General features: G+C 69.7%; 26 protein-coding genes. 15 read left to right on the top strand and 11 right to left on the bottom strand.

What is annotated here, in order from left to right:
- Nucleotides 1–132: 132 nt before the first annotated feature.
- On the top strand, nucleotides 133–522 hold the full coding sequence (locus AC068B_RS22530) for a VOC family protein (RefSeq protein WP_478673455.1): 390 nt from the start codon (nucleotides 133–135) through the stop codon (nucleotides 520–522).
- A 17-nt stretch (nucleotides 523–539) separates the two neighbouring features.
- On the opposite strand, the gene AC068B_RS22535 is transcribed toward AC068B_RS22530, so the two are convergent.
- Together AC068B_RS22535 and AC068B_RS22540 are read right to left on the bottom strand one after the other, a co-directional pair.
- Complete coding sequence (locus tag AC068B_RS22535) at nucleotides 540–1,568, bottom strand: PI-PLC domain-containing protein (RefSeq protein ID WP_478673456.1); 1,029 nt, start codon at nucleotides 1,566–1,568, stop codon at nucleotides 540–542.
- A 131-nt stretch (nucleotides 1,569–1,699) separates the two neighbouring features.
- Entirely contained in the window at nucleotides 1,700–2,530 is an 831-nt protein-coding gene (locus AC068B_RS22540; protein ID WP_478673457.1) for a helix-turn-helix transcriptional regulator, read from the bottom strand.
- A 50-nt stretch (nucleotides 2,531–2,580) separates the two neighbouring features.
- Here AC068B_RS22540 and AC068B_RS22545 point away from each other — a divergent pair, with 50 nt between their 5' ends.
- Together AC068B_RS22545 and AC068B_RS22550 are read left to right on the top strand one after the other, a co-directional pair.
- Nucleotides 2,581–3,036 (top strand): DUF2000 family protein, encoded by a 456-nt coding sequence (locus tag AC068B_RS22545; protein WP_478673458.1) that lies wholly within the window; start codon nucleotides 2,581–2,583, stop codon nucleotides 3,034–3,036.
- Between the two features lie 139 nt (nucleotides 3,037–3,175).
- Nucleotides 3,176–3,634, top strand: coding sequence for an ATP-binding protein (locus AC068B_RS22550; protein ID WP_478673459.1), 459 nt, complete (start codon nucleotides 3,176–3,178; stop codon nucleotides 3,632–3,634).
- Between the two features lie 26 nt (nucleotides 3,635–3,660).
- Here AC068B_RS22550 and AC068B_RS22555 read toward each other — a convergent pair whose 3' ends face one another.
- Both AC068B_RS22555 and AC068B_RS22560 read right to left on the bottom strand, forming a co-directional pair.
- Nucleotides 3,661–4,845: a PP2C family protein-serine/threonine phosphatase gene (locus AC068B_RS22555; RefSeq protein ID WP_478673460.1), complete on the bottom strand. Its 1,185-nt coding sequence runs from the start codon at nucleotides 4,843–4,845 to the stop codon at nucleotides 3,661–3,663.
- On the bottom strand, nucleotides 4,842–6,452 hold the full coding sequence (locus tag AC068B_RS22560) for an ATP-binding protein (RefSeq protein WP_478673461.1): 1,611 nt from the start codon (nucleotides 6,450–6,452) through the stop codon (nucleotides 4,842–4,844). The genes AC068B_RS22555 and AC068B_RS22560 overlap by 4 nt, the downstream gene beginning before the upstream one ends.
- A 108-nt stretch (nucleotides 6,453–6,560) precedes the next feature.
- Here AC068B_RS22560 and AC068B_RS22565 point away from each other — a divergent pair, with 108 nt between their 5' ends.
- Nucleotides 6,561–7,361, top strand: a complete 801-nt coding sequence (locus tag AC068B_RS22565) for a response regulator (RefSeq protein ID WP_478673462.1) — start codon at nucleotides 6,561–6,563, stop codon at nucleotides 7,359–7,361.
- On the opposite strand, the gene AC068B_RS22570 is transcribed toward AC068B_RS22565, so the two are convergent.
- Entirely contained in the window at nucleotides 7,342–7,992 is a 651-nt protein-coding gene (locus AC068B_RS22570; protein WP_478673463.1) for a TetR/AcrR family transcriptional regulator, read from the bottom strand. The two genes, AC068B_RS22565 and AC068B_RS22570, sit on opposite strands and share 20 nt — an antisense overlap.
- Before the next feature lie 133 nt (nucleotides 7,993–8,125).
- Between AC068B_RS22570 and AC068B_RS22575 the strand changes: the two genes are divergently transcribed.
- The 7 genes from AC068B_RS22575 (at nucleotide 8,126) to AC068B_RS22605 (ending at nucleotide 11,898) form a co-directional block, all read left to right on the top strand.
- Nucleotides 8,126–8,755 (top strand): MSMEG_1061 family FMN-dependent PPOX-type flavoprotein, encoded by a 630-nt coding sequence (locus AC068B_RS22575; RefSeq protein ID WP_478673464.1) that lies wholly within the window; start codon nucleotides 8,126–8,128, stop codon nucleotides 8,753–8,755.
- Nucleotides 8,756–8,782: 27 nt separating this feature from the next.
- Entirely contained in the window at nucleotides 8,783–9,694 is a 912-nt protein-coding gene (locus tag AC068B_RS22580; protein ID WP_478673465.1) for a PDR/VanB family oxidoreductase, read from the top strand.
- 90 nt (nucleotides 9,695–9,784) lie between these two features.
- A complete protein-coding gene (locus tag AC068B_RS22585; protein ID WP_478673466.1) occupies nucleotides 9,785–10,252 on the top strand; it encodes a hypothetical protein in 468 nt (155 codons plus the stop codon).
- Nucleotides 10,249–10,383, top strand: a complete 135-nt coding sequence (locus tag AC068B_RS22590) for a hypothetical protein (protein ID WP_478673467.1) — start codon at nucleotides 10,249–10,251, stop codon at nucleotides 10,381–10,383. The genes AC068B_RS22585 and AC068B_RS22590 overlap by 4 nt, the downstream gene beginning before the upstream one ends.
- 90 nt (nucleotides 10,384–10,473) lie before the next feature.
- Nucleotides 10,474–11,007: a hypothetical protein gene (locus AC068B_RS22595; RefSeq protein WP_478673468.1), complete on the top strand. Its 534-nt coding sequence runs from the start codon at nucleotides 10,474–10,476 to the stop codon at nucleotides 11,005–11,007.
- Nucleotides 11,008–11,060: 53 nt separating this feature from the next.
- Nucleotides 11,061–11,264, top strand: a complete 204-nt coding sequence (locus AC068B_RS22600) for a hypothetical protein (RefSeq protein ID WP_478673469.1) — start codon at nucleotides 11,061–11,063, stop codon at nucleotides 11,262–11,264.
- A gap of 124 nt (nucleotides 11,265–11,388) precedes the next feature.
- Nucleotides 11,389–11,898, top strand: coding sequence for a hypothetical protein (locus AC068B_RS22605; protein WP_478673470.1), 510 nt, complete (start codon nucleotides 11,389–11,391; stop codon nucleotides 11,896–11,898).
- Here the strand turns inward: AC068B_RS22605 and AC068B_RS22610 are convergent.
- From AC068B_RS22610 to AC068B_RS22625, 4 genes are all read right to left on the bottom strand, one after another.
- Nucleotides 11,877–13,526: an amidohydrolase gene (locus tag AC068B_RS22610; RefSeq protein ID WP_478673471.1), complete on the bottom strand. Its 1,650-nt coding sequence runs from the start codon at nucleotides 13,524–13,526 to the stop codon at nucleotides 11,877–11,879. The genes AC068B_RS22605 and AC068B_RS22610 overlap by 22 nt on opposite strands.
- A gap of 33 nt (nucleotides 13,527–13,559) precedes the next feature.
- Nucleotides 13,560–14,414: a mycofactocin-coupled SDR family oxidoreductase gene (locus AC068B_RS22615; protein WP_478673472.1), complete on the bottom strand. Its 855-nt coding sequence runs from the start codon at nucleotides 14,412–14,414 to the stop codon at nucleotides 13,560–13,562.
- A 431-nt stretch (nucleotides 14,415–14,845) separates the two neighbouring features.
- Nucleotides 14,846–15,610 carry an SDR family NAD(P)-dependent oxidoreductase gene (locus AC068B_RS22620; RefSeq protein ID WP_478673473.1) on the bottom strand — a complete coding sequence of 255 codons (765 nt, stop codon included), beginning with the start codon at nucleotides 15,608–15,610 and terminating at the stop codon, nucleotides 14,846–14,848.
- Nucleotides 15,611–15,669: 59 nt separating this feature from the next.
- Complete coding sequence (locus AC068B_RS22625) at nucleotides 15,670–17,274, bottom strand: bifunctional 3-(3-hydroxy-phenyl)propionate/3-hydroxycinnamic acid hydroxylase (RefSeq protein ID WP_478673474.1); 1,605 nt, start codon at nucleotides 17,272–17,274, stop codon at nucleotides 15,670–15,672.
- Nucleotides 17,275–17,383: 109 nt separating this feature from the next.
- Here AC068B_RS22625 and AC068B_RS22630 point away from each other — a divergent pair, with 109 nt between their 5' ends.
- Together AC068B_RS22630 and AC068B_RS22635 are read left to right on the top strand one after the other, a co-directional pair.
- The gene (locus AC068B_RS22630; protein ID WP_478673475.1) at nucleotides 17,384–18,292 is read left to right on the top strand and encodes a LysR family transcriptional regulator; all 909 of its coding nucleotides are present in this window, start codon (nucleotides 17,384–17,386) and stop codon (nucleotides 18,290–18,292) included.
- 118 nt (nucleotides 18,293–18,410) lie between these two features.
- A complete protein-coding gene (locus AC068B_RS22635; RefSeq protein ID WP_478673476.1) occupies nucleotides 18,411–18,596 on the top strand; it encodes a hypothetical protein in 186 nt (61 codons plus the stop codon).
- Between the two features lie 147 nt (nucleotides 18,597–18,743).
- On the opposite strand, the gene AC068B_RS22640 is transcribed toward AC068B_RS22635, so the two are convergent.
- Complete coding sequence (locus AC068B_RS22640; RefSeq protein ID WP_478673477.1) at nucleotides 18,744–19,178, bottom strand: pyridoxamine 5'-phosphate oxidase family protein; 435 nt, start codon at nucleotides 19,176–19,178, stop codon at nucleotides 18,744–18,746.
- Nucleotides 19,179–19,479: 301 nt separating this feature from the next.
- Here AC068B_RS22640 and AC068B_RS22645 point away from each other — a divergent pair, with 301 nt between their 5' ends.
- Nucleotides 19,480–19,935 carry a hypothetical protein gene (locus AC068B_RS22645; RefSeq protein WP_478673478.1) on the top strand — a complete coding sequence of 152 codons (456 nt, stop codon included), beginning with the start codon at nucleotides 19,480–19,482 and terminating at the stop codon, nucleotides 19,933–19,935.
- Between the two features lie 788 nt (nucleotides 19,936–20,723).
- Here AC068B_RS22645 and AC068B_RS22650 read toward each other — a convergent pair.
- Nucleotides 20,724–20,972 carry a hypothetical protein gene (locus AC068B_RS22650; RefSeq protein ID WP_478673479.1) on the bottom strand — a complete coding sequence of 83 codons (249 nt, stop codon included), beginning with the start codon at nucleotides 20,970–20,972 and terminating at the stop codon, nucleotides 20,724–20,726.
- Between the two features lie 198 nt (nucleotides 20,973–21,170).
- On the opposite strand from AC068B_RS22650, the gene AC068B_RS22655 reads away from it, so the two are divergent.
- Nucleotides 21,171–22,076, top strand: coding sequence for an alpha/beta hydrolase (locus tag AC068B_RS22655; RefSeq protein ID WP_478673750.1), 906 nt, complete (start codon nucleotides 21,171–21,173; stop codon nucleotides 22,074–22,076).
- The last annotated feature ends 14 nt before the right edge of the window (nucleotides 22,077–22,090 follow it).

Below are 22,090 nucleotides of genomic sequence, written 5' to 3' on the forward strand. Positions count from 1 at the left end.
CATCGTGAAACACGATGGATCGGATGACAACCATGTGTTGGACCGATTGATCGATGAGAGGCGATGCTGGATCCAGAGCCCGCACAGACAGCCCGGAACACCCCGGAACACCCAGAGCCCACGGAGACTCCCATGCGCGTCATCGCCTTCGACCACCTCGTCCTGAACGTCGCCGACATCGAGCGCTCCCTCGCCTTCTACACCGGCCCGCTGGGGCTCGACCCGGTGCGGGTGGACGAGTGGCGGGCCGGGCAGGCCCCCTTCCCCTCCGTGCGGGTGAGCCCCACCACGATCATCGACCTCATCGAGGGGCCCGACGGCGAACCGGCAGGCTCCAACGTCGACCACATCTGCCTGGTCGTCGAGCCCCTCGACTGGCAACAGGTCATCGATTCCGGCGACTTCACCGTGGTGGACGGCCCCGGCAAGCGCTTCGGCGCCCGTGGGACCGCGCTCTCCCTCTACGTCCGGGACCCGGACGGCAACACGGTGGAACTGCGGTGGTACCCGCAGGACGCCTAAGACAGGAATCGACGTACTCAGCGCCCGAAGGGGACGTCGTCCGTCGTGGCCATGCGGCGGGTCTCGCCGTGGGACCGGACGAACTCGTGGATGTGGCCGAGGGCTTGCTTCGCGTCCGACTCGCCCTTGCCGCAGCCGCCGGTGCCGGAGACGCCGTCGGGGTAGCAGGAGGCCCGGTGACCGTAGATCAGGCCGTCGGCGTTGCCGCCGGAGGGGTCAAGGAGCCGGTTGGTCGCGTCGCCGTCATTCGCCGCTGTCGTCCAGCCGAAGACGCGCGCCAGTTCGCCGCGGTCCCTTGCCTCCGCGCCGAGGCGGACCTGCTTGGTCACGTTGCCGAGGACGGTCGGCAGGTTGAGGTTGAACAGGCCCTTGTCCATGACGCGTTGGTTGTTCGCGATGGCACCGCCGTACTCGCCGTACTGCTTCGCGACGTCTTCCGAGTCGCCGCTGATGTCCACGCCCTCGAGGTCGGTGAGGTCGCGGCTCACGTCCTTCCAGCCGGTCCCGCCCGCGGTGCCGTAGAAGCCGTAGAGAACCCGCACTCCGGCGCTCTCCAGCTTGGTGCGGGCCAGGTCGCGCAGGGCCGCGACCGAGCAGTGCTGCCACTTCGCGTCGCCGCTGTCGCAGTAGTCGGGGTTCTTGAGGTCCAGCCAGACGAACCCGATGTTCTTGCCCGCACGGCGCTGTTCCGCGATCCGGTCGAACATCGCCGACATGGTGTCGCCGGAGCTGGTGGGGAGCCCGTCGTGATCGGCCCACCAGCCCTTCTTCCAGGCGGTGGCGTCGATCTCCATCGCGTTGGCCCCGTGGTCGAGCGCCTTGTCGACGCCGCCGACGGTCAGGACGCGGTGCGCGATCGCCCATACGGGCCGCTTGTCCTGCGACTTGGCCTCTGCCTTGGCCTGCGACGCCTTGCCGGACTCCGCGTCGGCGGGGCCGAGGGCGGCGCTCGCCGACGGGGCGGCCAGACCCACCACCAAGGCGCCACTCGCGGCGGCGAACGACGCGGCTCGCGCGGTCGAGCGGGTGCGGGCTCGATTTATCACGGTTGTTTCTCCGTCCGTTCCTGTGCTGCGCTCAGTCCGGGCGCAGCACAGGAAGGTGATGGCGCCGCAGAAAGAGCGTGCCGGACACGTGTTTCCGTGTCCGGCCTCAGCTGCCCCACCTGCCCATCACTTCACAGGTGAAACATTTCCGCTCGGCGGCGGTGCAGTGAGCCTCCGGCGGCATAGCGGCCGGGGGGAATGCCCACGATCCGTTTGAAGTGCCGGTTCAGGTGGGGCTGGTCGTAGAAGCCGACCGCGGTCGCCACGTCGGCGGGCGGTCGGCCGTCGAGGAGGAGCCGCCGGGCACGCTCGACCCTGCGGGCCATCAGGTACTGGTGCGGGGCGATGCCGAAGGCGGCGCTGAACGCTCGCACCAGGTGGGTGGGGTGCGCCTGCACTTCCTTCGCGGCCTCGTCCAGGGTCATGCCGTCCAGCACACGCTCGTCGAGGAGCTCGCGCAGGCTGTGCGCCACTCCGCGGCCCGGCTCAGGGCGGGACACGCGGGCGAGGGGCCGCAGGTGCCCGCGGAGCCGCTCGCCGACCAGGGCGAGGCGGCTCTCCGCCTCCAGCTCGTCGCCCCGCCGCGCCAAGGCTCCGTGCAGTTGCCCGATGCGTCGGCGCAGCAGCGGATCGGCGATGTCGGGGTCGTCCACCGCCGGGCCGATCAGGCTCTCGTCGAGCAGGGGCGCGTCCAGGTACAGCACGCGCTTGCGGAAGCCGTGGGCCGTGGCGGGGGAACCGTTGTGCGGCACCTGCGGCGGCAGCAGGGACACGGTGTCCCCCGGGGTGCCGCGCTCGCGGCGGTTCAGGTCGTAGCGGACCGCGCCGTCGTCGACGATCAGCAACGTCCACACGTCATGGACGTGCATCGGGTAGGCGTGCTCGGTGAAGTGCGCATGGAAAACCTCCACGACGCCCGGGACCTGCGGGCGCCACGCTGAGACTTCCTGCGGCGACGGCATGCCAAGAACGTACAAGACTCGGGTACGCCAAGGTCGGCAGCCTGGGACGCATGACGAACGACACCACGCAGAACGACACCGCACAGAGCGCACCCGTACGTTTCGACACCAAGATCGCAGTGGTACTGCGGGACGACCTGGAGACCTGGCAGCGGCTGAACGTCACCGCGTTCCTGGTCAGCGGCCTCGGCACGCGGCATCCGGAGGTGATCGGCGAACCGTACGCCGACGCCGACGACACCCCGTATCTGCCGATGTTCCGCCAGCCGGTCATGGTCTTCGAAGCGACGAAGGAGGTGGTGACGGCGGCCCACCGCCGCGCCCTGACCCGCGACCTGCCCCGCTCCCTCTTCACCTCCGACCTCTTCACCACCGGCAACGACCGGGACAACCGCGCGGCGGTACGGGCCGTGCCCGGGGACCAGCTGGACCTGGTCGGGATGGCGATGTACGGCCCCCGCAACGCGGTCGACAAGGTGCTCAAGGGGGCTCGGATGCATCCCTGACCGAATGCCCTGCTGCCTGCGGCGATACGCGTTATCGCGCGGTCGTCCGCGGGCACATCGGAATCAGGTCACATTGAGGATGATGCTCTGATGTTTTCTGGGTAGACGGAGCGTTGTGAAACAGGAGTGCTTGGTTGGTATGGCGGACCGCGGCCGGACGGCGGGCATGGACGACCGGGAGACCCCGGTGAGTGAGTATCTGTCGGTCACCGCGGCGTTCGAGGAGAGCGGCGAGATCGGTGCTGCCCGTGATCTGGCCCGCAGTTTCCTGACGGACGTGCAGGTCGTGCACGGATTGCCCGTCTCCGTGGGGTCGATGGGCACGGTGCAGCTGGTGGTCAGCGAGCTGGTGACCAATGCCCGCAAGTACGCGCCCGGACCGTCGCTGCTGACCCTGGACGTGCAGTCCGGTGCCGTCGAAGTGAGCGTGTGGGACAGCAGCACCGCGCTGCCCGCGATCCTGCCGCCGGACCCGAGCCGAATCGGCCAGCACGGCCTGGAGATCGTCATGGCCCTCGCCCAGAGCTTCGCGGTGCACCGCGAGCCCGTGGGCAAGCGGATCACCGCGGTGATCGCGCTGGCGGAGAACTCCGCCTAGGGATCGCAGGGCTTCAGGGCTTCCCGCTAGGGCCGACCGCCCCAGTCCAGGCGGAGCACCGCGAGGTCGTCGGAGTGACGGCCCTCGTTCAGCGCGTGTGTTTCCTCGATGAGGCGGTCGACGTGGTCCGCGGGGTCCGTCGGCGGCAGGTTTTCGATGAGTGTGAGCAGCCCGTCGACGCCGAGGCGTTCGCCCGTGGCTCCGTTGTGTCCCTCGGTGAGCCCGTCGGTGTAGAGGGTCAGGGCGCCGGTGGCCGGGAGCGGGACGACCGTGGAGGGCCATCTGCGCAGCCCGGGAACGACACCGAGGGCGATGCCGTGTGCGGCGGCCAGCTCCTGGGTTCCCTCCGCCGTGGTGAGGAGGGGTTCGTGGTGGCCCGCTAGGTGGAGCGTGCCCGTGGCCGTGCTCTGGTCGAGAGTGAGAAGGGTGCACGTGGCGAACAGGTGCTGGCTGCCGCGTTCGGCGATCAGGATGCGTTCCATCAGGTGCAGCAGGTCGTTGCCGCGATGTCCGCCGAGGACGAGGGAGCGCCAGGCGATCCGTAAGAAGACGCCCAGCGCGGCGGCGTCGGGGCCGTGTCCGCTGACGTCGCCCACGACGGCGTGCAGCAGCCCGTCCTCTCCCTCCACGACGTCGAGGAAGTCCCCGCCGAGCAGGGCCCACGCCGCGCCGGGCAGGTAGCGCGTGGTGACCCTGACCGTGGAGGTGTCCAGGATGGGCTGGGGCAGCAGGCCGCGTTCCAGGCGGGCGTTCTCCTCCGTACGCAGCCGGGCGGCCTGCGCCTCGGCGTTCATGCGTTCGGTCTGGCTGCGGTAGACCGCGTACCGCACCGTCCGGTGCAGCAGGTCCCCGTCGACCTTCCCCTTGACGAGGTAGTCCTGGGCTCCGGCGGCCATCGCGTTCGCGCCCGCCTGGGCCTCGGAAAGACCGGTCAGGACGATCACCGCGGTGTGCGGTGCCAGGCTCCGGACGGCGGTGACGGCGTCGATGCCCGCCACGTCGGGCAGGTGCAGGTCGAGGAGGACGCAGTCGATCGGGCTGCCGGACAGCTCGGTGCGCGCCTCGGCCAGAGTCGTACGGGTGGTCAGCTCGAATCGCAGCCCCGTGTCGTGGAGGAGCTCCTCGACGAGCAGGGCGTCACCCTGGTCGTCCTCGATCAGCAGGATGCGGTACATCTGCCCGTCAGGAACGGCTGAGCCGATTGAGGTCATGGCGCATGCTCCGCGCCGGGGCCGCGGGTGGCCTCCGGCATGGTGGAAGGGTCGATGCTTACCGGGGGCTCGGGCGCCAGTGTGAAGGTGAGACGTGCGCCCTTGAGGTACTCCGGGTCGACGTCGATGGTGCCTCCGTGGAATTCGACGATCTTCTTGCACATCGCGAGGCCGATGCCGCTGCCGCTGTAGGCGTCCTTGGTGTGTAGCCGCTGGAAGATCACGAAGACCTTGTCGGCGTATTCCGGTTCGATGCCGATGCCGTTGTCGGTGACCGTGAACCGCCACAGTTCACCCTCCCGGGTGGCCGTGACGCGGATCTCCGGTGCTGTTCCCGGGCGGCGGAACTTGACGGCGTTGCCGATGAGGTTCTGCCAGAGCATGCCCATCTGGGTGGGGTCGGCGACCAGGGTCGGCAGCGGATCGTGGGTGATCGTCGCGTGGGCCTCCTCTATGCCGATGCTCAGCGCGGACAAGGTGCGTGCCAGCACGGTCTCCAGGTCGACGCTCTGGTGGGCGTTGTGCAGCCGCCCCACCCGGGAGAATTCGAGCAGGTCGTTGATGAGGATCTGCATGCGGTTCGCTCCGTCGACCGCGAATTCGATGTACTGGTCGGCCCGGTCGTCGAGCTGTCCCGCGTAACGCCGCTGGAGGAGCTGGGTGAAGCTGGAGACCTTGCGCAGCGGCTCCTGCAGATCGTGGGAGGCCACGTAGGCGAACTGTTCCAGCTCCGCGTTGGAGCGCTGCAGCTCCGCGGCCTGGGCGTCGAGGCGCAGGCGTGCCTCTTCGCTGAAGGCCAGTTCCCGTACGAGGCGTCGGCGCATGAAGTCGATCTCGGCGCTGAGGTGCCGCAGGTCGGCGGGGCCGGTCGACGTGATGGCGTGGTCGAAGTCGCCGCCCGCGATGGTGCGGGCCTCCGAACCGAGCCGCTCCAGCGGCCTGTTGATGCCGCGGCGCAGTCCGTCGAAGACGAGCGCGGTGAGCAGGGCGATGAGGGCCCCGATGGCGGTGAACACCCAGTTCCGCACGGTGGTCGTGGCCATCAGGCCGTCCCTGGCCCGGGCGCGCTCCGCGCGCAGCCGCTCCTGCTGGCTGTCCAGCGCGCCCCTCACCCGGTCGAAGGACTTCTTGCCCTCCGCCGCTCGTTCGGTGGCCAGCGGTGAGGGTGAGCCGGGCGGTGCCGCGGCGATCGGCCGGGCGATCCTCACCTGCCAGCGCGTCACCGCATCCTGAACGGCCATCAGGTCCTTCTTGCCCGTGGAGTCGCCGGCCAGCAGGTCGGCGAGTCGGGTGGCGCTCGCCTGCTGTTCGGTGAGGCCGCGCCGGTAGGGGGCCATGAACTCCGGGGTGCCGGTGAGGCCGTAACCCCGGATGCCGGTCTCCTGGTTGAGGATGGCGGTTTCCAGGCGGATCGCGGTGGTCAGCGCGGGAGAGCGCACGTCCACCAGGTCTTTGCTGATGGCCGCGGTGCGCGAGAGGACCCACGCCCCGGTCGCGCCGAGCAGCGCCAGGATCGCCAGGGACAGGGCCACCCCGACGCGGAGCCATCTCCGCGTCGTCCAGGTGGAGAACGCCCCCACGCGAGGCCGCCGCTTCTCGCCGGTCATCCTGTGGACTCCTCGTCAGGACAGCCGCGTCGGAGTTGCGGCCCGCATACTCTAGAGGCTGACAACACTTGTTGTCGCCAGCTGTTGAGGGGACCTACAGTGCCCGACATGCCAGGCATGAACTTCGAGTTGCGGGCCACTCCGCAGGAGGCGGCCGCCATCGCGGAGACGGCGGTCGGCGACGTCGCGCAACGCCTCGCCTGGCAGCTGCTCGACGGCCCCCCGGATCCGGCGACGCACGACCTGGCATCGGACGATCCGGTATCCGACGACCCGGCGCAGGCGCTGCTCCTCATCCACGTGCTGGACCATCTCCAGCAGGCCACCGAGCGGCTCCAGCGCGCGGCGGCCGGTGCCGCCGCCGACGCGGGTGCCGGATATCCGCAGATCGGCGCCGCGTGCGGCATGACCCGTCAAGGTGCGCGGCGCCGCTGGCCGGGGCTCCTTCACCACTCCACCGAGAAACGCACGGAGCGTTCAATGATGACGACCCCCGCCCGTCCCTTCGACGTCCTGCTCGTCGAGGACGACATCGCCGACGCGATGCTCATCGAGGAAGCACTCTCCGAGCGCGGGGCCCGCAACCTGGTTCAGGTCACCGACGGAGTCGCCGCCCTGGAGCATCTGCGCGCGCCGGGCACCGCGCGGCCCGACCTCATCGTCCTCGACCTCAACATGCCCCGCATGAACGGCCGGGACCTGCTGAAGGTCCTCAAGGCGGACGAAGACCTGCAGACCATCCCCGTGGTCGTCCTCACGACGTCCACCGCCCCGGAGGACGTCACCGGCGCCTACAGCAGCCACGCCAACGCGTACGTGACGAAGCCCGTGAACCTGGAGGAGTTCGAGACGGCCGTGCAGAGCATCGACGCCTTCTACCTCGACACCGCTACTCGGCCCCGCCCCTGAACCGGCCCCCGGTCAGATAGCCGGTGAGCATGGTGACGAGTTCGTCCTCGAACCGCGCCGCGTCGACCTCGCCGGGCCCCGCCATCACCTTGTGCACCACCATGTCCACCGTGGAGACGACGAGCCGGGCCGCGACGTCGACGTCCGCGACCCGCACCTCCGGGTGGTTCCGGAGCAGCTTGCGGGTGGCCTCGATCTGCCGCAGCTCGTTCTCCGCCACGCGCTCCAGCAACTCCGGGGCGCGTGGCCCCTGTTCGATCATCACGCGGAGCAGCTTCGGGTCGTCGCGGTGGTTCGCGATCACCCGTCCCACGTACAGGCGCATGAGGTCCTCGACGGACTCCGACCGCAGTGCCTCCTGGTCCAGCCTGGCCGCTTCGACGGCGGTGATCCCTGCGTCGAGGTGCCGGATCAGCAGCTCGACCAGGATCGCATCCTTGTTCGGGTAGTACTGATACAGCGACCCGATCGACACCCGGGCCCGCTCCGCGATCCGGTTGGTGGTCCCCGCCGCATACCCGTACTCGGCGAAAACGTGAGCAGCGGCGTCGAGGATGCGCTCCCGGGTCAGCTCGGCGCGAATCTGACGGGGCTGTTTACGAGGCTGGAGCCCGCGGCCGTCGTACGGCATGACACCTCCTGCGGGGGGCCGTGAAAGCGAGTAGCGCACGACCTGAGTAATTGCTCACAATACTGTCATGAACTGCGGCGATACCGGGCCGAGCCCCGCAGCCGCGTGCCGTCGTCCCCGTGAGGAAGCCGCCATGACGCATGCCCCCGCACGCCCTCGACGGGTCGCTCCGGAAGAGGTTCTGGCGCGGCTCGGACAGCCCGATGCCATGGTCAAGGACAAGGTGAAGGACCGCATCGATGAGCATGTACGCCACTTCATAGCCCACTCGCCGTTCCTGACGATGGCCACGGCGGACGCGGCCGGACGCGCCGACTGCTCGCCGCGCGGCGACTATCCGGGCTTCGCGAAGGTCCTCGACGAGCGCACCCTCGCCCTCCCCGACCGCCCCGGCAACAAGATCGCCGACTCCTTCCACAACCTCGCCGCGAACGACGGCATCGGGCTGTGCTTCTTCGTCCCCGGCATACGGGAGGTGCTGCGCGTCAACGGCAGCGGCTATGTCACCGACGAACCCGATGTGCTGGCCCGGATGCGCATCGAGGCCAAGCGGCCGGAGCTGGCCATCGTCGTCGAGGTGGCCGAGGTCTTCTTCCACTGCGGGCGGGCGCTGGTCCGCTCACGGCTGTGGGACCCCGCCAGCCAGGCGCTCGCCGAAGAGATTCCGTCGATCGGTGAGATGGCGGCCGCGCAGTTCAGTGTCGACGTGGACCCGAAGCTGCTGGAGGCGTCCCTGGAGGACGCCTACCGCAAGCTCTACTGACCGCCCCCACCGACCGAGGAATCACCGATGCAACAGACCGTCGTCGAGCACATCGAGCGGATCACCGAGGACGTCGCCGCCCTCACCCTGCGCGCCACCGCCGGGCAGGAGCTGGCCCCTTGGGACCCCGGCGCCCACATCGACCTGTCGCTGCCCAACTGGCTCGACCGGCAGTACTCGTTGTGCGGGGATCCCGCCGACCGTGACGCCTACCGCGTCGCAGTCCGGTACGACCCGCTCAGCCGCGGCGGCTCCGAGTACGTCCACCACTTCCTGCGCCGGGGCCGTCCCCTCGTCGTCTCCCTCCCCCGCAACCACTTCCCCCTGGTCACCGCCCCCCGCTACCTGTTCCTCGCGGGCGGCATCGGAATCACTCCCCTACTGCCCATGCTGCGCGCCGCGGCGGCCGCCGGACTGCCCGCGACGCTGGTGTACGTGGGCCCTTCGCTGGACAGCATGCCCTTCGCAGCCGAACTCCGCCGCTCCTACGGGGACCGGGTGCGGATCGTGGAAACCGAACAGCAGGGCAGGCCCGACCTCCACGCCCTCGCGGCCACCCTGGAGCCCGACACCCTGGTCTACTGCTGTGGCCCGGCGACCATGCTGGCGGCGGCTGACGCCGCGTTCCCCGCCGAGCGGCTGCACGCCGAGCGTTTCCAGCCGGTGGCCCGCACCTTCGGCCCCGACACGGAGTTCGAGGCGTTCTGCGCCCGGTCCGGGGAGACCGTCGCCGTCCCGGCCGACGAGTCACTGCTCGACGCCCTCGCCCACGCCGGGCGCCCCCTGCCCGCAGGCTGCCGCGAGGGCATCTGCGGCAGCTGCGAGATCACCGTCCTGGACGGCACGCCCGAGCACCGCGACGACATCGGCGCTCCCGAGGGCCGCATGTTCGCCTGCGTGTCCCGCGCCGTGTCGCCCCGCCTCGTCCTCGACCTCTGAGGCCGCGTCACGCGGGCCTGGCCTAGGCAGGCTTGCAGGCGTACGTTGCCAGAAGTGGCCTGGGAAGCGGCCTGGGAGGGGGACGGAAACGTGCCCCGAGAACCGACCGAGGACGACATCCGCCGCGCTCTGGAGCTCGCGGAACGCACGCCGATGCCACCGCCCTCGTACTCCGACGACCTCGTCGAGGCCGATGTCGTCCCGCTGCAGGACTTCCTGCGCGCCCGGCTCGGCGAGCTGAAGGCGCGGTGGCCACCTGGCAGCGTCGAGCACTTCACCGCCCATGCCCTCACCAACGCCATGCTGTTCACCGCCATGCGGCTGACCGAGGAGATCGGGACCTGGCGCCGCGCCCTCGCCGAAGGGCGCGGCGAGGAGCCGGGGTTGCTGCAGACCCTGCGGCGCAACATCGGGCTCGACCACAACGAGCTGGTCTGGGTCGCCCAGCAGTGGCGGGACCACCCGGACCACGCGCACTGGCGGCCGCGTCACTACCTCAATGCGGCCCACCTGGCCTCGCTCACCGAACGGGCGGGCGGCGAGGAGGGGCACACGTGACCACGTCCATGCTCGACACGGTCCGTGAGTACGGTGCGGAGTGGCTCGAACGCCTCGGCCAGCAGGAAGACCTGCAGCTGCGGCACCGGGACTTCTACCGGCATCTCGCCATGAGCGGCGGCGAGAGCTGACTCGGTCCCCAGCAGCCTCACCTCTACCGGCAGGCGGCGGCCGAGCACGCCAACCTGCGCGCGGCCCTGCAGCACTGTCTGCGCACCGACGTGGCGGCCGCTCTGCGCATGGCGGCCGACCTCTTCTACTTCTGGTTCGCGTGCGGGCACCTCCGCGAAGGACGCCACTTCCTCGAATCCGCCCTGGCCCTTGACCCGCAGCACGAGACCGGACGGGCCCGGGCGTTGTGGGTGTGCGCCGTCATCTCCTCCTGCCAGGGCGACCACAGCGCCGCTCTGGAGCGGACGCGCCCTTCGAGGACATCTGGGCCCGGTCGTTCGGCCACTACGTGGTCGGCACCGTCGACACGCTCCGCGGCCACCCCCGACCGGGCGATCCGCTCCCTGCGCACGGCGCTGCAGGCGAAGTGGCTGCTCAATGACGCGTACGGCATCGGGATAACCCTCGACACCCTCGCTCAGGCCGCCGTCGACGACGGACAGGCCCAGTGGGCGGCGTGGCTGACGGCCTACGAGGCCCACCACCGGGCCGGGTTCACCCTGGACACCACGACGGCCGAGGTTCCGGCGGAGCTGCGGCAGCCCTATGCCTTCGGATCGCTGGAGTCGAACCCTCTGACGTGACCTGCCTGTGCGTGACCCGCGTGACCCGCAAAGACGGTGATCGTTTGCAAGCCATGAACAACACGACGCGTGTCCTGGCCGCGGTCGCCCTCACCGGTGCCGCCGCCCTGTCCTTCTCCGGTGTGGCGCAGGCGCAGGAGAGCAATCCGCTGCCGGTGGGGGACGTGACCGAGGACGTGGTCGACGTCTTCTCCGACAGCGTCGCGCCCGCCCTCGACAAGCAGGCACAGGACCTGCTCCGCCCGCACGGCAAGTAGCGGCTCGCCACACCTTCCGCTTTGTCCTCTGGCCCGGACGCGCGGATCCGGGCACCATCTCCTTGCGCCACCTGCACCACAGCCGACCCATCGTCAGCACGGTCACCAGCAGGGAGTAACCACCATGCGCATCCGCTCCGCGCTCACCGCCCTCGCGCTCACCACCGGTGCCCTGGTCGCCCCCGGCTTCGGCGTCCTCACCTCGGCCACGGACGCCCTCGCCGCTACCAAGATCAGCCATGCCACCGCGACCTCGATGTTCCGCCAGTCCGGCGTCACCTGGTCGTCCTCCGGCGGCTGCTCGGACCGCAACAACCCGACGTGCACGTCCTTCGACCAGCTCAACCTCGCCACCGCGCAGGGGGCCCAGACGCTCAAGAGCGCCAGCGGGTGCGCGCTCAACATCACGGGCGGCACGGAGACCGGCCACGCGAGCGGCACGTACTCCCACTGGAACGGCTACAAGCTCGACTTCGGCAAGAACACCTGCGTCACGAACTACGTCAAGAACACCTTCACCTACATCGGCCCGCGCGGTGACGGCGCCCCGCAGTACAAGTCCGGCTCCGGCAACATCTACGCCGACGAGGGCAACCACTGGGACGTCCTGTACTACAACTGCGGGGGTTGCTGAGCCATCGGCTCCCCTTCGACGAACGTCATCTTGACCTCGGTGGCGTGGACCTGAGTGATCGGCACTTCGAAGGGGTTCCGGTCGACGACGATGACGTCGGCGAGCATGCCGGGCTCGATGCGCCCGACGCGGTGCGCCATCCCCTCCTGGCGCGCCGCGTTGACCGTGAACAGGTCGAAGGCCTCTTCCAGGGTGATGGCCTGGGACGCGCCGAAGCGGTCGGCGCTGCCTCCCGGCTCCTGCCGGGTGACGAGCGTTTCCATGGCGGCCCAGGGGCTCACCGACGGCACCACGCACCAGTCCGAGCCTGGCACGACCAGGGCGCCGGATTCGAGCATCTCGCGGACCGGCCAGGCGCGTTCGACCGCTTCCTGGCCGACGGCGGCCGCGATGTCGGAGCAGATCGGGGAGGGCCGCCACAGGTAGGGAGAGACTTCGAACGTCGCGCCGATCCGCGACGCGCGCTCGATGTCCGTCTTCGACACGAACGTGCAGTGTCCTACGTTGTGCATGCAGGGGCCGTGTCCGTTGGCCGTGCGGGCGGCCTCGACGGCGTCCAGCGCCGCCCTGACCGCCGCGTCACCGGCGGCGTGGAACTTGACCGTGATGCCCATCCGGTCGAACCGGGTCACCGCCTGGTCCAGGACGGCCGGTGCGATCACGAGCATGCCGTGCCTGCTCCCGTCGTCGCCCCGGCCCTCCACGGTGTCTTTGTAGGGTTCGAGCATGGCGGCCGTGTGGCTGTCGGTCGGTACCCCGTCGAGGAAGATCTTCACGCAGTCGGGTGCGATGTGGGCGCTCGCGTAGAGATTGCGTTTCATGATCACGTCTTCGCACGCCGGATCGTACGGCGACCACACGAGGCTGAGGCGTACGCGCTGCCGCACCGCTCCCCGCGCGGCGAGGCGGGTGTAGGCGCGCAGTTCGGCCCGCGGCCCGGCGGTGAATCCGACCGCGGCTTCCGTGAACGACGTGATTCCGTAGGAGAGCATTTCGCCGAGGGCCCACTCCAGAGCCGCCTCGACCTCGTCGTCGGCCGGTTTGGGGGCCGAGGCGGCGAGCAGATCGGCGGCGGTCTCGCGCTGTATGCCGCTCGGGTTACCCGCCGCGTCCCGCTCGAAGATGCCGCCTGACGGGTCGGGCGTGCCGGGGCCGATACCGGCGATCGCGAGTGCCGCGCTGTTCGCCCATGAGCTGTGCCCGCTGGTGTCCTCCAGGAGGACCGGATGGCCGGGCGCGACGGCGTCGAGCATGGTCCGGTCCGGGGTGCCGCCGAGGGCGAAGGCGTCCCACTGGCCGCCGAGGACCCACGCGCCGGGGGCGGACCGGGAGACGTGCTCGGCGACGATGCGGAGGGTCTCGGCGAGGCCGGAGCCCTGCGGGATCTTGCAGCGGCGTTCGCGGATCCCGGCGTAGATGGGGTGCACGTGCAGGTCGTGCAGGCCGGGCAGGACGGTGTCACCGGCCAGGTCCGTCACCCGCGTGTCCGGTCCGCGCCGCCGCAGCACGTCCTCGCGGCCGCCGACGGTCTCGATGACACCGGCGCGCACGGTGAGCCCCTCGGCCCAGCCCGACGACGTCCGGACGGGCCCGCCCACCAGAATCGTGTCCGCGTACTGATCGGTCATGGCGCTCCATCTCCAGCTCGGGCGGCTCGGCGCTCAACGGCGGTTGATGAATCCGGCGTCGACGGGCAGCGTGACGCCGGTGACGTAGCGGGCTTCGTCCGAGGCGAGCCACAGGACCGCGTTGGCCACGTCGTCCGGTTCGATCGTGTCCACCGGGAGGGCGTTGGGCGCCCCCTGGGACAGCATCGGGTCCTGGGCGACGAACTCGACCATGGCCGGGTCGGCGACCATGCGGGTGGCCACGCCCGTGGGGTGCACGGAGTTCACCCTGATGCTGTGCGGGGCGAGGTTGTTGGCGTAGGTGCGCATCAGCCCGACCACGCCGTGCTTGGAGGCGGCGTAGCCGAGGCCCCCGTTGCTGGCCCCGCCGATGCCGACCAGGCCTGCCGTGGAGCTGACGATGACGATCGAACCGCCCTGCTCCGCGTCGATCATCGACGGAATAGCCACCTCGATGGTGTGGAAGGTGCCGGTGAGGTTGATGTCGATGGCGTCGTGCCACGCCTGCACCCTGTCCTCCACCAGCAGCGGTGCGATTCCGGCGTTGGCGACGACGACGTCGATCCGCTCGAACTCGGCGAGCCCGGCGTCGTACGCCTCTTGCAGGGCGTCCCGGTCGCGTACGTCCGTCTGCCGCGCCACGACGCGGCGGCCCAACGACCGCACCTCCTCGACCGCTTCGGACAGTTCTTCCGGTGTCGACTGCGGGTAGGGCACGGTGTCGACGGACCGGCAGATGTCCACGATGACCAGGTCGGCGCCTTCCTCCGCCATCCGTCGTACGTGGCTGCGGCCGAGCCCTCCGGCCGCGCCGGTGACGAAGGCCACCTTGCCCGCAAGACGCCCCTTCGTCCTCCGTGCTTCGTCATGGGGGATTCCGTGGGTCATGTTCGTGGTGTACCGCGCGGCGGTCCGACTGGCCAGGGAGCGGGCGGTGGGTTCCGGGCTCATGGCCTCCCGGTGGCCGTGAGGCAGTCCTCCGGGGGCTCAGGGTCGGACGGCGAGGGCGAGGGCGGTTCCGTCGTCGAGGGGGAAGGGGACGGAGATTGGCGGTGGGGCCTGGAGAGGACGGTCCGGGGCTTGTTCCGGGGGTGGAGGGGTGCGGCCACGCCGCGCAGCTCACGGGGTGGGTCGTCGATGGCGGGCGCGCCCGCGCAGGGGAAGACGGAACTGCCCCTCCAGGACGCCGGGCTGCCCGGCCCAGGCCACCTCGTGCCCGCGCCCGACGAGTTCGGCGGCGACGGCCGATGCCGGGTTGACGTGACCGGCGAGCGGAAATCGTACGTACCCTGCCCTGCCTGGCGCTGCCTGGCGGGTTGCTACAGGTTGACGCCACCGCTGACATCGATCTTGGTGCCGGTGATCCAGCGAGCATCATCGGACGCCAGGAAGGCGACCGCGTCGGCGATGTCCGTGATCCGACCGATCCGGCCCAGCGCGGTCAGACCGATGTTGCGCTTCACGTTCTCCGGGTCGGCGAGCACCCCGGCGGTCATGTCGGTGTGGGTGTAGCCGACCGAGACGGAGTTGACGGTGATGCCGCGGGGGCCAAGGTGTTTGGCCAGGGTGTGGCTGAACACTTCGAGCGCGCCCTTGGTGAGCGGATAGGCGATGCCGTGGGCGGAGGCGACGCGGGTGGAGACGGAAGAGATGTTGATGATCCGCCCACCGTCGCGCAGCCTCGGCAGCAGCCGCTGGGTGAGGAAGAGCGGCGCCTTGACGTTGACCGCGACCATCCGGTCGAACTCCTCCGGGCTGAGCACCTCGATGGGCCGACCCATGAGGTTGAGCCCCGCGTTGTGCACCAGGATGTCGACCATCGACTCCCCGTGCGCGCCGAGTCCTGTCTCCAGCCCGCCCACGAGCGTGTCCACGTCGTCGGGAACACCGAGTTCGGCACTGACGACGAACGCGCGGCCGCCGGATGCGGCGATCGCGGCGACAGTCTCCTCGGCCGCCGCCTCGTTGCTGCCGCAGTGCACGGCGACCAGTGCCCCGTCCCCGGCCAGTCGCTCGGCGATGCCTCGCCCGATGCCACGGCTGCTGCCGGTGACCAGTGCGGCCTTTCCACGGAGGTTTCCCATACGGCGTGCGACTCCTTGAGTTGAGGTTCCATCTGTCTCCCCGGCGTACGTCTGAGCCCTCACGCGCACAGATCGGGGACGAGAGCCGTCAGCAGCCGGTCGGCCACCGCGCCCGCGTCCGGCCCGGCCGCGTAGACGTAGTTGTCGGGGCGTACGGCGGCAGCGGTGGCACCGATGTCGGACAGCCACCGCCGGTGGGTGCCGTCCAGGTCGGCGAGAACGGCTCCGGCGGCGGAGGCCCCGAGGCCCACGACGGTGACGCCCAGTTCGCCGAGCGAGGCGAGCAGGGCCGGACGCAACTGGGGCAGCACCTGCTCGACGACGAGCAGCCGAAAGCCCCCACCGACCACCTCGTCGAGCAGCCCGGTCCGCCGACCGTCACTCACTCGCCCCTGGACCGACAACCGTCCCCCGCCGAAGGCGAGCAGTCCCGGGCCGAGGTCGGGCAGCCGAATCCGGTCCGGCTCCTGGAGCGCGGCTCGGCGGGCCAGCAGTGTGACGTCGCGTTCCCGGGCGAGTACGGGGTCTCGCAAGGTGTGCTGGCGCCCCAGTTGCATGCTCGTGGCCGTCACGCCCCGCACATGCGGCTCCCGCTCGCTCTGATAGGTGTCGAGCACTTCGGCGCCCTGTACTCCCCTCAGTACGAGATCTGCCTTGAAGGCGATGTTGCGTACGTCCCGTATGCCTGAGCACAGCCCTTGCCCCAGGAAGGGCGGCATCTGGTGCGCGGCGTCCCCCGCGAGCAGGACCCGGCCCACTCGCCACTGCCTCGCGACCAGCGACTGGAAGGTGTAGGTGGCGGTGCGGACGATGTCGGCGTCGTCGCGGGAGAGGTAACGGCCCACCCGGGACCACACCCGGTCCGCCGCACGAGCCCGCTCGAAGTCGCCGTCGCCGTCGCCGTCGTCGTCACCGTCACCGTCACCGAGCAGAAAGCAGAACCGCTGGTGCCCGGCAGCGGTGGTGATGATGGTGGTCGGCTCCTCGGGATCGCCGATCTGCAGCATCGACGGCAGGCCCAGTTCGGCCGCGGGGCGCCGGAGCACGAAGTCGTAGACCAGCCAGGGCTCGGAGAAGCCGAGGTCGTCCTGCTCGATGCCGAGCGCACCCCGTACGAAGCTGTTGCCGCCGTCGCAGCCGACGGCATAGCGCGCCCCGAGGGACGCCCCGTCCGCCAGATCCAGTGTGACCCGGTCGCGATCCTGGGCCAGGCCGGTGACCTCCGCGCCCAGTCGGATGTCGACGTTCGGGAGTGACGCGCACAGCGAGTGCAGCGCCTTCTCCAGGGACGGCTGATGGAACAGATAGAGGTCGGCCCAACCACTGGCGCCGACGTCCCGGAACTCCTGCCGGATGAGGAGATCACCTGTCCCGTTGCGCCACTCGTACGCGTCCTGCGCCCGCATACTGGGCGCCAACTCATCGACGAGGCCGAGCCCTTGCAGGGTGCGCATGGTCTCGCCGTCGAGGCTGGCGGCGCGCGGGAGACCGTAGAGACCGGGGTGCCGTTCGAGCACGACGACCGAGTGTCCGGCCTTACCCAGGAAGGCCGCGAGCGTCATCCCGACGGGCCCACAGCCGACGACGGCGACATCGACATCGACATCGACCGCGCCGCGACTCCTGCTCACACTCACGCCCAACTGCGCTTCGCTGTCCGTCATTTCATCATCTCCTCGGGAGTGAGGAGACGATTGTCGAACGCCCCTGATTTGATGTCTAATGCATAGTTTGCACTTGTAGTTTGCGTCAGACGCAAACGAAAGGACGTCTGTGTCCGAGCAGTTGGACCTGAACCTGTTGCGCGTGTTCGACGCGTTGATGGACACCGGCAGCGTGTCTGCGGCCGCCGCGCGCCTGCATCTGTCCATTCCCGCCACCAGCAGAGCCCTGGGCCGCTTGCGACGGGCGATGAACGACCAGATCCTGGTGCGCGCAGGCCGGGGCCTCGTGCCCACCCCGTTCGCCCAGCAGTCGGCCGCCAAGGTCAAGGCGCTGCTGGACGCCGCGGCCGAGCTCCGGATGGACCCCGCCGGGAGCGACCCGCGTGCGTGGCGGCGTACCTTCGCCATCCGCATCAACGACGGGCTCAGCCCCGTCCTCGCGCCCCGCCTCACCCACCGGATCGCCGCCGAGGCACCCGATGTCCGCCTGCGGTTCGTGGCCCAGGACTCCAAGGAACCCGATCAACTGCGCGACGGCTCACTGGACCTCGACATCGGCGTCGCCGACCCACCTCCGCCGGACGTGCGCGCGCGGACCCTGTTCTCCGACCACTTCGTCGCCGTGGTGGCGGCCCACTCCGACCTGGGCAGGGCCACACGGATCACGGTGGACGACCTGTGCACCCATCCCCACATCTCCGCGTCCCGCCGGGGCCTCGCGCACGGCCCCCTGGACGACGCACTCCAACGCCTGGGCCGCTCCCGCCGCGTGGTCGCGGTCGTCCCTTCGTTCGCCGTGGCGGCCCTGATGGCTCTGGAGGGAGACTTCATCTGCCTCGGCCCGCAGGTCGTGGCAGAACACCTCGTCGAACGACAGGTTCCCCTCCGATGGCACAAGGTGCCCCTGGAACTCCCCTCCGCCGAGATCGAACTGCGCTGGCACCGCCGCGTAGATGACGATCCCGCGTCGCGATGGCTCCGCCACCATGTGCTGGAGGCCGCCCGGCTGCCGCAGTGAAGCAAGGGGGTGCCGCCTAAGATGCAGCAGCTCAGCCCCGGTCCTATCCAGCAACAGCGGCAGCAACAGCAGCAGCAGCGACAAATGCCCCTGAACCTCAAAGACGGGAGCCACCCCCATGCCCGAGCACCAGATCCCGCGCACCTCCATGTCCGTCGAGGAGATCGAGGCAGCCCACCTCACCGCCCCGCCCAAACTCAACGGCCAGGTCACCGCGCGCGACTACGATCCCCAGTGGCCTCTGGTCTTCGAGCGGGAATCCGCCCAGATGCACGAGCGCCTCGGACACCTCGAGCAACGATGACGTCATGCACCATGGCGCTCCTCATTCTTGTTGCGGGGCAGCCTCTCGTGATCGGCAACGACGTGACAGAACGCGTCATCCCGAAGCCGCCCGCGCCAAGGAGCAAATGGAACGACGCCACGAAGTGCACCGTGAAATACACCGTCACTACGCCACGGAGTAACTGAGATCAGTCGCGGTGAGCGAGCCAGGCGTCAAACGCAGCCACGTCGTGCCTCGTTCGCCCGGATCATCGTGCAGATAGCGCACGAAACGCTCATCCCACAAAGCCTCGTCCGCACCCAGATAGCGGGCAAGCTTGCGCCTTCCCCGCGGCACATCAAAGGGCACGAGCTCGGCCTGGCCCCGAGCGATCACCTGCCGGACACGCCCCGTCGCGAGGTCGCACTCGTCGACCACCAGGGCGACGTTCGGGGCCTCCTTCACACGGGCGAACAAGCGGGTCCAAGGACCTGTCAAGATCCAGAACGCTCCCTCATCCCAAAGGAACCAGACAGGACGCACCGTAGGCCCGCCCGTCGCGATATGAGCGACGAGCGGCTGCTGCAGGAACGCGTCCACATCAAAACGAGAAGATTCCACATGACGAATCTTCCAGTGCCACCGATCACTTCACCACGGACCTTTGACCTACGACCAGCCTCCGAGCATGCGCGCGCCGGTGACCCCGAGGGTGGACGTGATCAAGGGCAACCTTTTGGGTCTGGCCAAAAGGTGTTCTGACTCGGCCCGCGCCCCTGCCAGCCTGGCGTCGCCGAATCGATTGCTTCGCCGCCCTGACAGAAGCGCTGGGCTGCGGACACGGAAGAGGGGGACGCACAGCATGAACGTTCGGGGGAAAAGACTGCCCGCGCACGGAGGGCGACTCGCCACGGTCGGCGCGGTGGCTATGAGCACCGCAGGGCTCCTGCTGGCCGGGACAGGACCGGCAGCAGCCGGAGACGGGTGGCCCGGGGGAAAGGTGTACAACCGGTCCCCGTGGATGATGCACGTCACCTACGAATTGGGGGCGCGCGGGGGCAAGAACTGGTGCGACACGTGGAACTACGACGGAGGAACGAAGCCGAAGTGGGTCCACGCCAGGTGCTGGCAGGTTCAGCTGCCCGAGGGCGCCGACAGCAACAAGATCAAGTACAAGCGGGACGGCAAGACGATCCCTACGCGCGATGCCGACGCGTTCACGATCAACAGCGAGGACTACATCCTGGACTTCAAAGGCACGAAGTCCTGGAAGACCGCGGGTGTGTGGACGAAGATCGAGGATGACCAGACCGCCACATGCTGGATCGACCCGAGCTTCGGCGTCCCGCACTGCAAGGTCGACGGTCCCCGGCCCTAGCCCTTCTGCCCAGCCAGCCAGCGGCCGCCCCGCCCGAAAGCCGGGCGGGGCGGCGTCGGGACCTGTGCTGCCGAAACCGCACGATCCCCGACCTCATGTCCCCACACGCGCGGAGCCGGGGGGCACGATCTTGACCTCCGGGGACGGCACGCCCCCGCGTACTGCCCCTCGGCGAAGGTGCTCCAGGACATCCACCGTCAGGAGCACACGATGCCGTCCAACAGTCCGCACTGTTGGCTTGAAGCGCCCCCACCGCCCCGGTCATCCGACCTAGGCTCGGCCCATGGCGAAGGATGACTTGAACGATGGCGAGCTGTGGCCCGTTCCGCCGGCGTGGCTCATGGCCTGTGACCAGTGCACAAGCCTCTACCAGCGGATGGTCAACGTCCGAGAGGCAGTCGCGGAAGCCGCGCTGACCATGCCACGGACGATGGATCACGACCCGTTCGACTCGGGGCTGTCTGCCCAGCTGGCTCTCAGTCGGCACATGGCACGCGAGCACTCGGAGCTGCTCCCCGACTTCGACCCCGTGTGCCCTCGGTGCGCAGCTTGCCGAGAGGACCTGGAGCGGCCTGCCAGGTCGGAAGGGGCCGCCACCTACGCGGTGACGGCTGCGGCAGAGCATCGGGCGAGGCATCTGATCGTCCCGCCCCTGCTAACGGATCGACTCTGACGCCAAGCCGCTTCGTAGTGATGGGCCATGTAAGGCGTAGCGGCCTTCGGGCAGGGTGCTGTTCGATCAGTCGGCCGAGCGTGGCCCGGCTCTCGCCTCTGCCGGGAGCGGACGGCTAGGGGCCGCCGGAGAGCGGCGAGCGCTGGTCGTCGCGGAGCAGGGAGTCGCGGTAGGCGCGGAGACTGGACGGGTCTCCCGGCTCGAACCATTCTGTCTCGCGGCCATCGACGAAGCGGCCGAGTCGTGTCATGCCGTTCGTGTAGTGGTAGACGACGGTTTCGGTCCCTTCGGAGAGCCGGGCCAGGACGGCCGACTTGGTTCCCTCGGGCTGACCGCTCTCGTGTCGGACGGTCCGGTCGCTCACGGCGCGCGGGGCGGACCCTGCGAGCCGCACGGCAGGGTGGATGGTGGTTCTGGGGCCACCCTTGTGGGGGTGCTGGACCGCTGGTGGGCCGAACGGGGCGTTCATAGCGTTGTGTTCATGATGGATGACACGAACGAAGAGCGAAAAGGTGCCACCCGGCGGACGGCGCTGCGGGGGCTGGGACTCACGGTGGGGGGCATGTCGCTGGCCACCGGGCTCGGAACCTCGTCGGCCGCGGCGGCCCCGCGTCGCGGGCTCGTCACGTACGTGCTGGTGCACGGTACCCACAGCGCCGGCGCGTTCTGGATGCCGATTGCGCGGGAACTGGTGCTGCGCGGCCACCGCGTCGTCATGGTGGACCAGCCGCGGCACGGCGCGGAGGCTTTCGTGGCGGAGTCGTACCAGCGGCAGGACCTCGCAGCGATGGCGGTCGAGCCCTCCCCGCTCAAGGGCCTCGGCCTTGACGACTACGAGGCGCGCGTCACGGGCATCGTGCGGCAGGCCGCGCGGAACGGCCCGGTGGTGCTGGTCGGGCACAGCCTGGGTGGCGTGTCGGTCAGCCGTGTCGGCGACGCCGTCCCGCACCTGCTTCACCACATCTGCTACATGGCGGCCTTCTGTCCCAGCCCTGTCCTGCCCACGGCGGACGCCTGCACAGCGGCGCCCGAGAACGCGAACGCCGTCAGCCCGGTGGAGCTGACGGTGGGTGACCCGGACCGGCTCGGGGTATTGCGGCTGAACTTCCGTACGGGTGTCAGCGGTGAGTTGGCCCTCCTGAAGGAGATGATCTGCGCGGACTACCCCGACGCCGACTTCCGCCGGATGCTGGCCGGCATGCAGACCGACGAGCCCGTCGCCGCCTATGCGGGCCGAGCGGTCGGGCGGTCCGGCCGCTGGGGACGTATTCCCCGCACGTACCTGCGTTTCGGCAGGGACCGTACGATCGCCACCGCGCTCCAGGACAGAATGATCGCGGAAGCCGACGCGTCCACACCCGGCAAGCGCTTCCGCGTGCACGATTTCCCCGGGGCGTCACACGTCGGACCTCTGGATCCCACCCCGGTTGCGGACGTCCTGGACACGCTCGCACGGCATGGGGGCTAGGTTCTGCCCCGGTC

It is taken from the genome of Streptomyces sp. NPDC042371 (assembly GCF_056437465.1).

Coding starts and splice junctions, on each gene's coding strand:
- AC068B_RS22575 (WP_478673464.1), top strand. CDS start 8,126: ATGACGCATGCCCCCGCACGCCCTCGACGGGTCGCTCCGGAAGAGGTT.
- AC068B_RS22550 (WP_478673459.1), top strand. CDS start 3,176: ATGGCGGACCGCGGCCGGACGGCGGGCATGGACGACCGGGAGACCCCG.
- AC068B_RS22555 (WP_478673460.1), bottom strand. CDS start 4,845: ATGACCTCAATCGGCTCAGCCGTTCCTGACGGGCAGATGTACCGCATC.
- AC068B_RS22605 (WP_478673470.1), top strand. CDS start 11,389: ATGCGCATCCGCTCCGCGCTCACCGCCCTCGCGCTCACCACCGGTGCC.
- AC068B_RS22540 (WP_478673457.1), bottom strand. CDS start 2,530: ATGCCGTCGCCGCAGGAAGTCTCAGCGTGGCGCCCGCAGGTCCCGGGC.
- AC068B_RS22600 (WP_478673469.1), top strand. CDS start 11,061: ATGAACAACACGACGCGTGTCCTGGCCGCGGTCGCCCTCACCGGTGCC.
- AC068B_RS22560 (WP_478673461.1), bottom strand. CDS start 6,452: ATGACCGGCGAGAAGCGGCGGCCTCGCGTGGGGGCGTTCTCCACCTGG.
- AC068B_RS22610 (WP_478673471.1), bottom strand. CDS start 13,526: ATGACCGATCAGTACGCGGACACGATTCTGGTGGGCGGGCCCGTCCGG.
- AC068B_RS22565 (WP_478673462.1), top strand. CDS start 6,561: ATGCCAGGCATGAACTTCGAGTTGCGGGCCACTCCGCAGGAGGCGGCC.
- AC068B_RS22545 (WP_478673458.1), top strand. CDS start 2,581: ATGACGAACGACACCACGCAGAACGACACCGCACAGAGCGCACCCGTA.
- AC068B_RS22625 (WP_478673474.1), bottom strand. CDS start 17,274: ATGACGGACAGCGAAGCGCAGTTGGGCGTGAGTGTGAGCAGGAGTCGC.
- AC068B_RS22615 (WP_478673472.1), bottom strand. CDS start 14,414: ATGACCCACGGAATCCCCCATGACGAAGCACGGAGGACGAAGGGGCGT.
- AC068B_RS22530 (WP_478673455.1), top strand. CDS start 133: ATGCGCGTCATCGCCTTCGACCACCTCGTCCTGAACGTCGCCGACATC.
- AC068B_RS22570 (WP_478673463.1), bottom strand. CDS start 7,992: ATGCCGTACGACGGCCGCGGGCTCCAGCCTCGTAAACAGCCCCGTCAG.
- AC068B_RS22635 (WP_478673476.1), top strand. CDS start 18,411: ATGCCCGAGCACCAGATCCCGCGCACCTCCATGTCCGTCGAGGAGATC.
- AC068B_RS22655 (WP_478673750.1), top strand. CDS start 21,171: ATGTCGCTGGCCACCGGGCTCGGAACCTCGTCGGCCGCGGCGGCCCCG.
- AC068B_RS22580 (WP_478673465.1), top strand. CDS start 8,783: ATGCAACAGACCGTCGTCGAGCACATCGAGCGGATCACCGAGGACGTC.
- AC068B_RS22620 (WP_478673473.1), bottom strand. CDS start 15,610: ATGGGAAACCTCCGTGGAAAGGCCGCACTGGTCACCGGCAGCAGCCGT.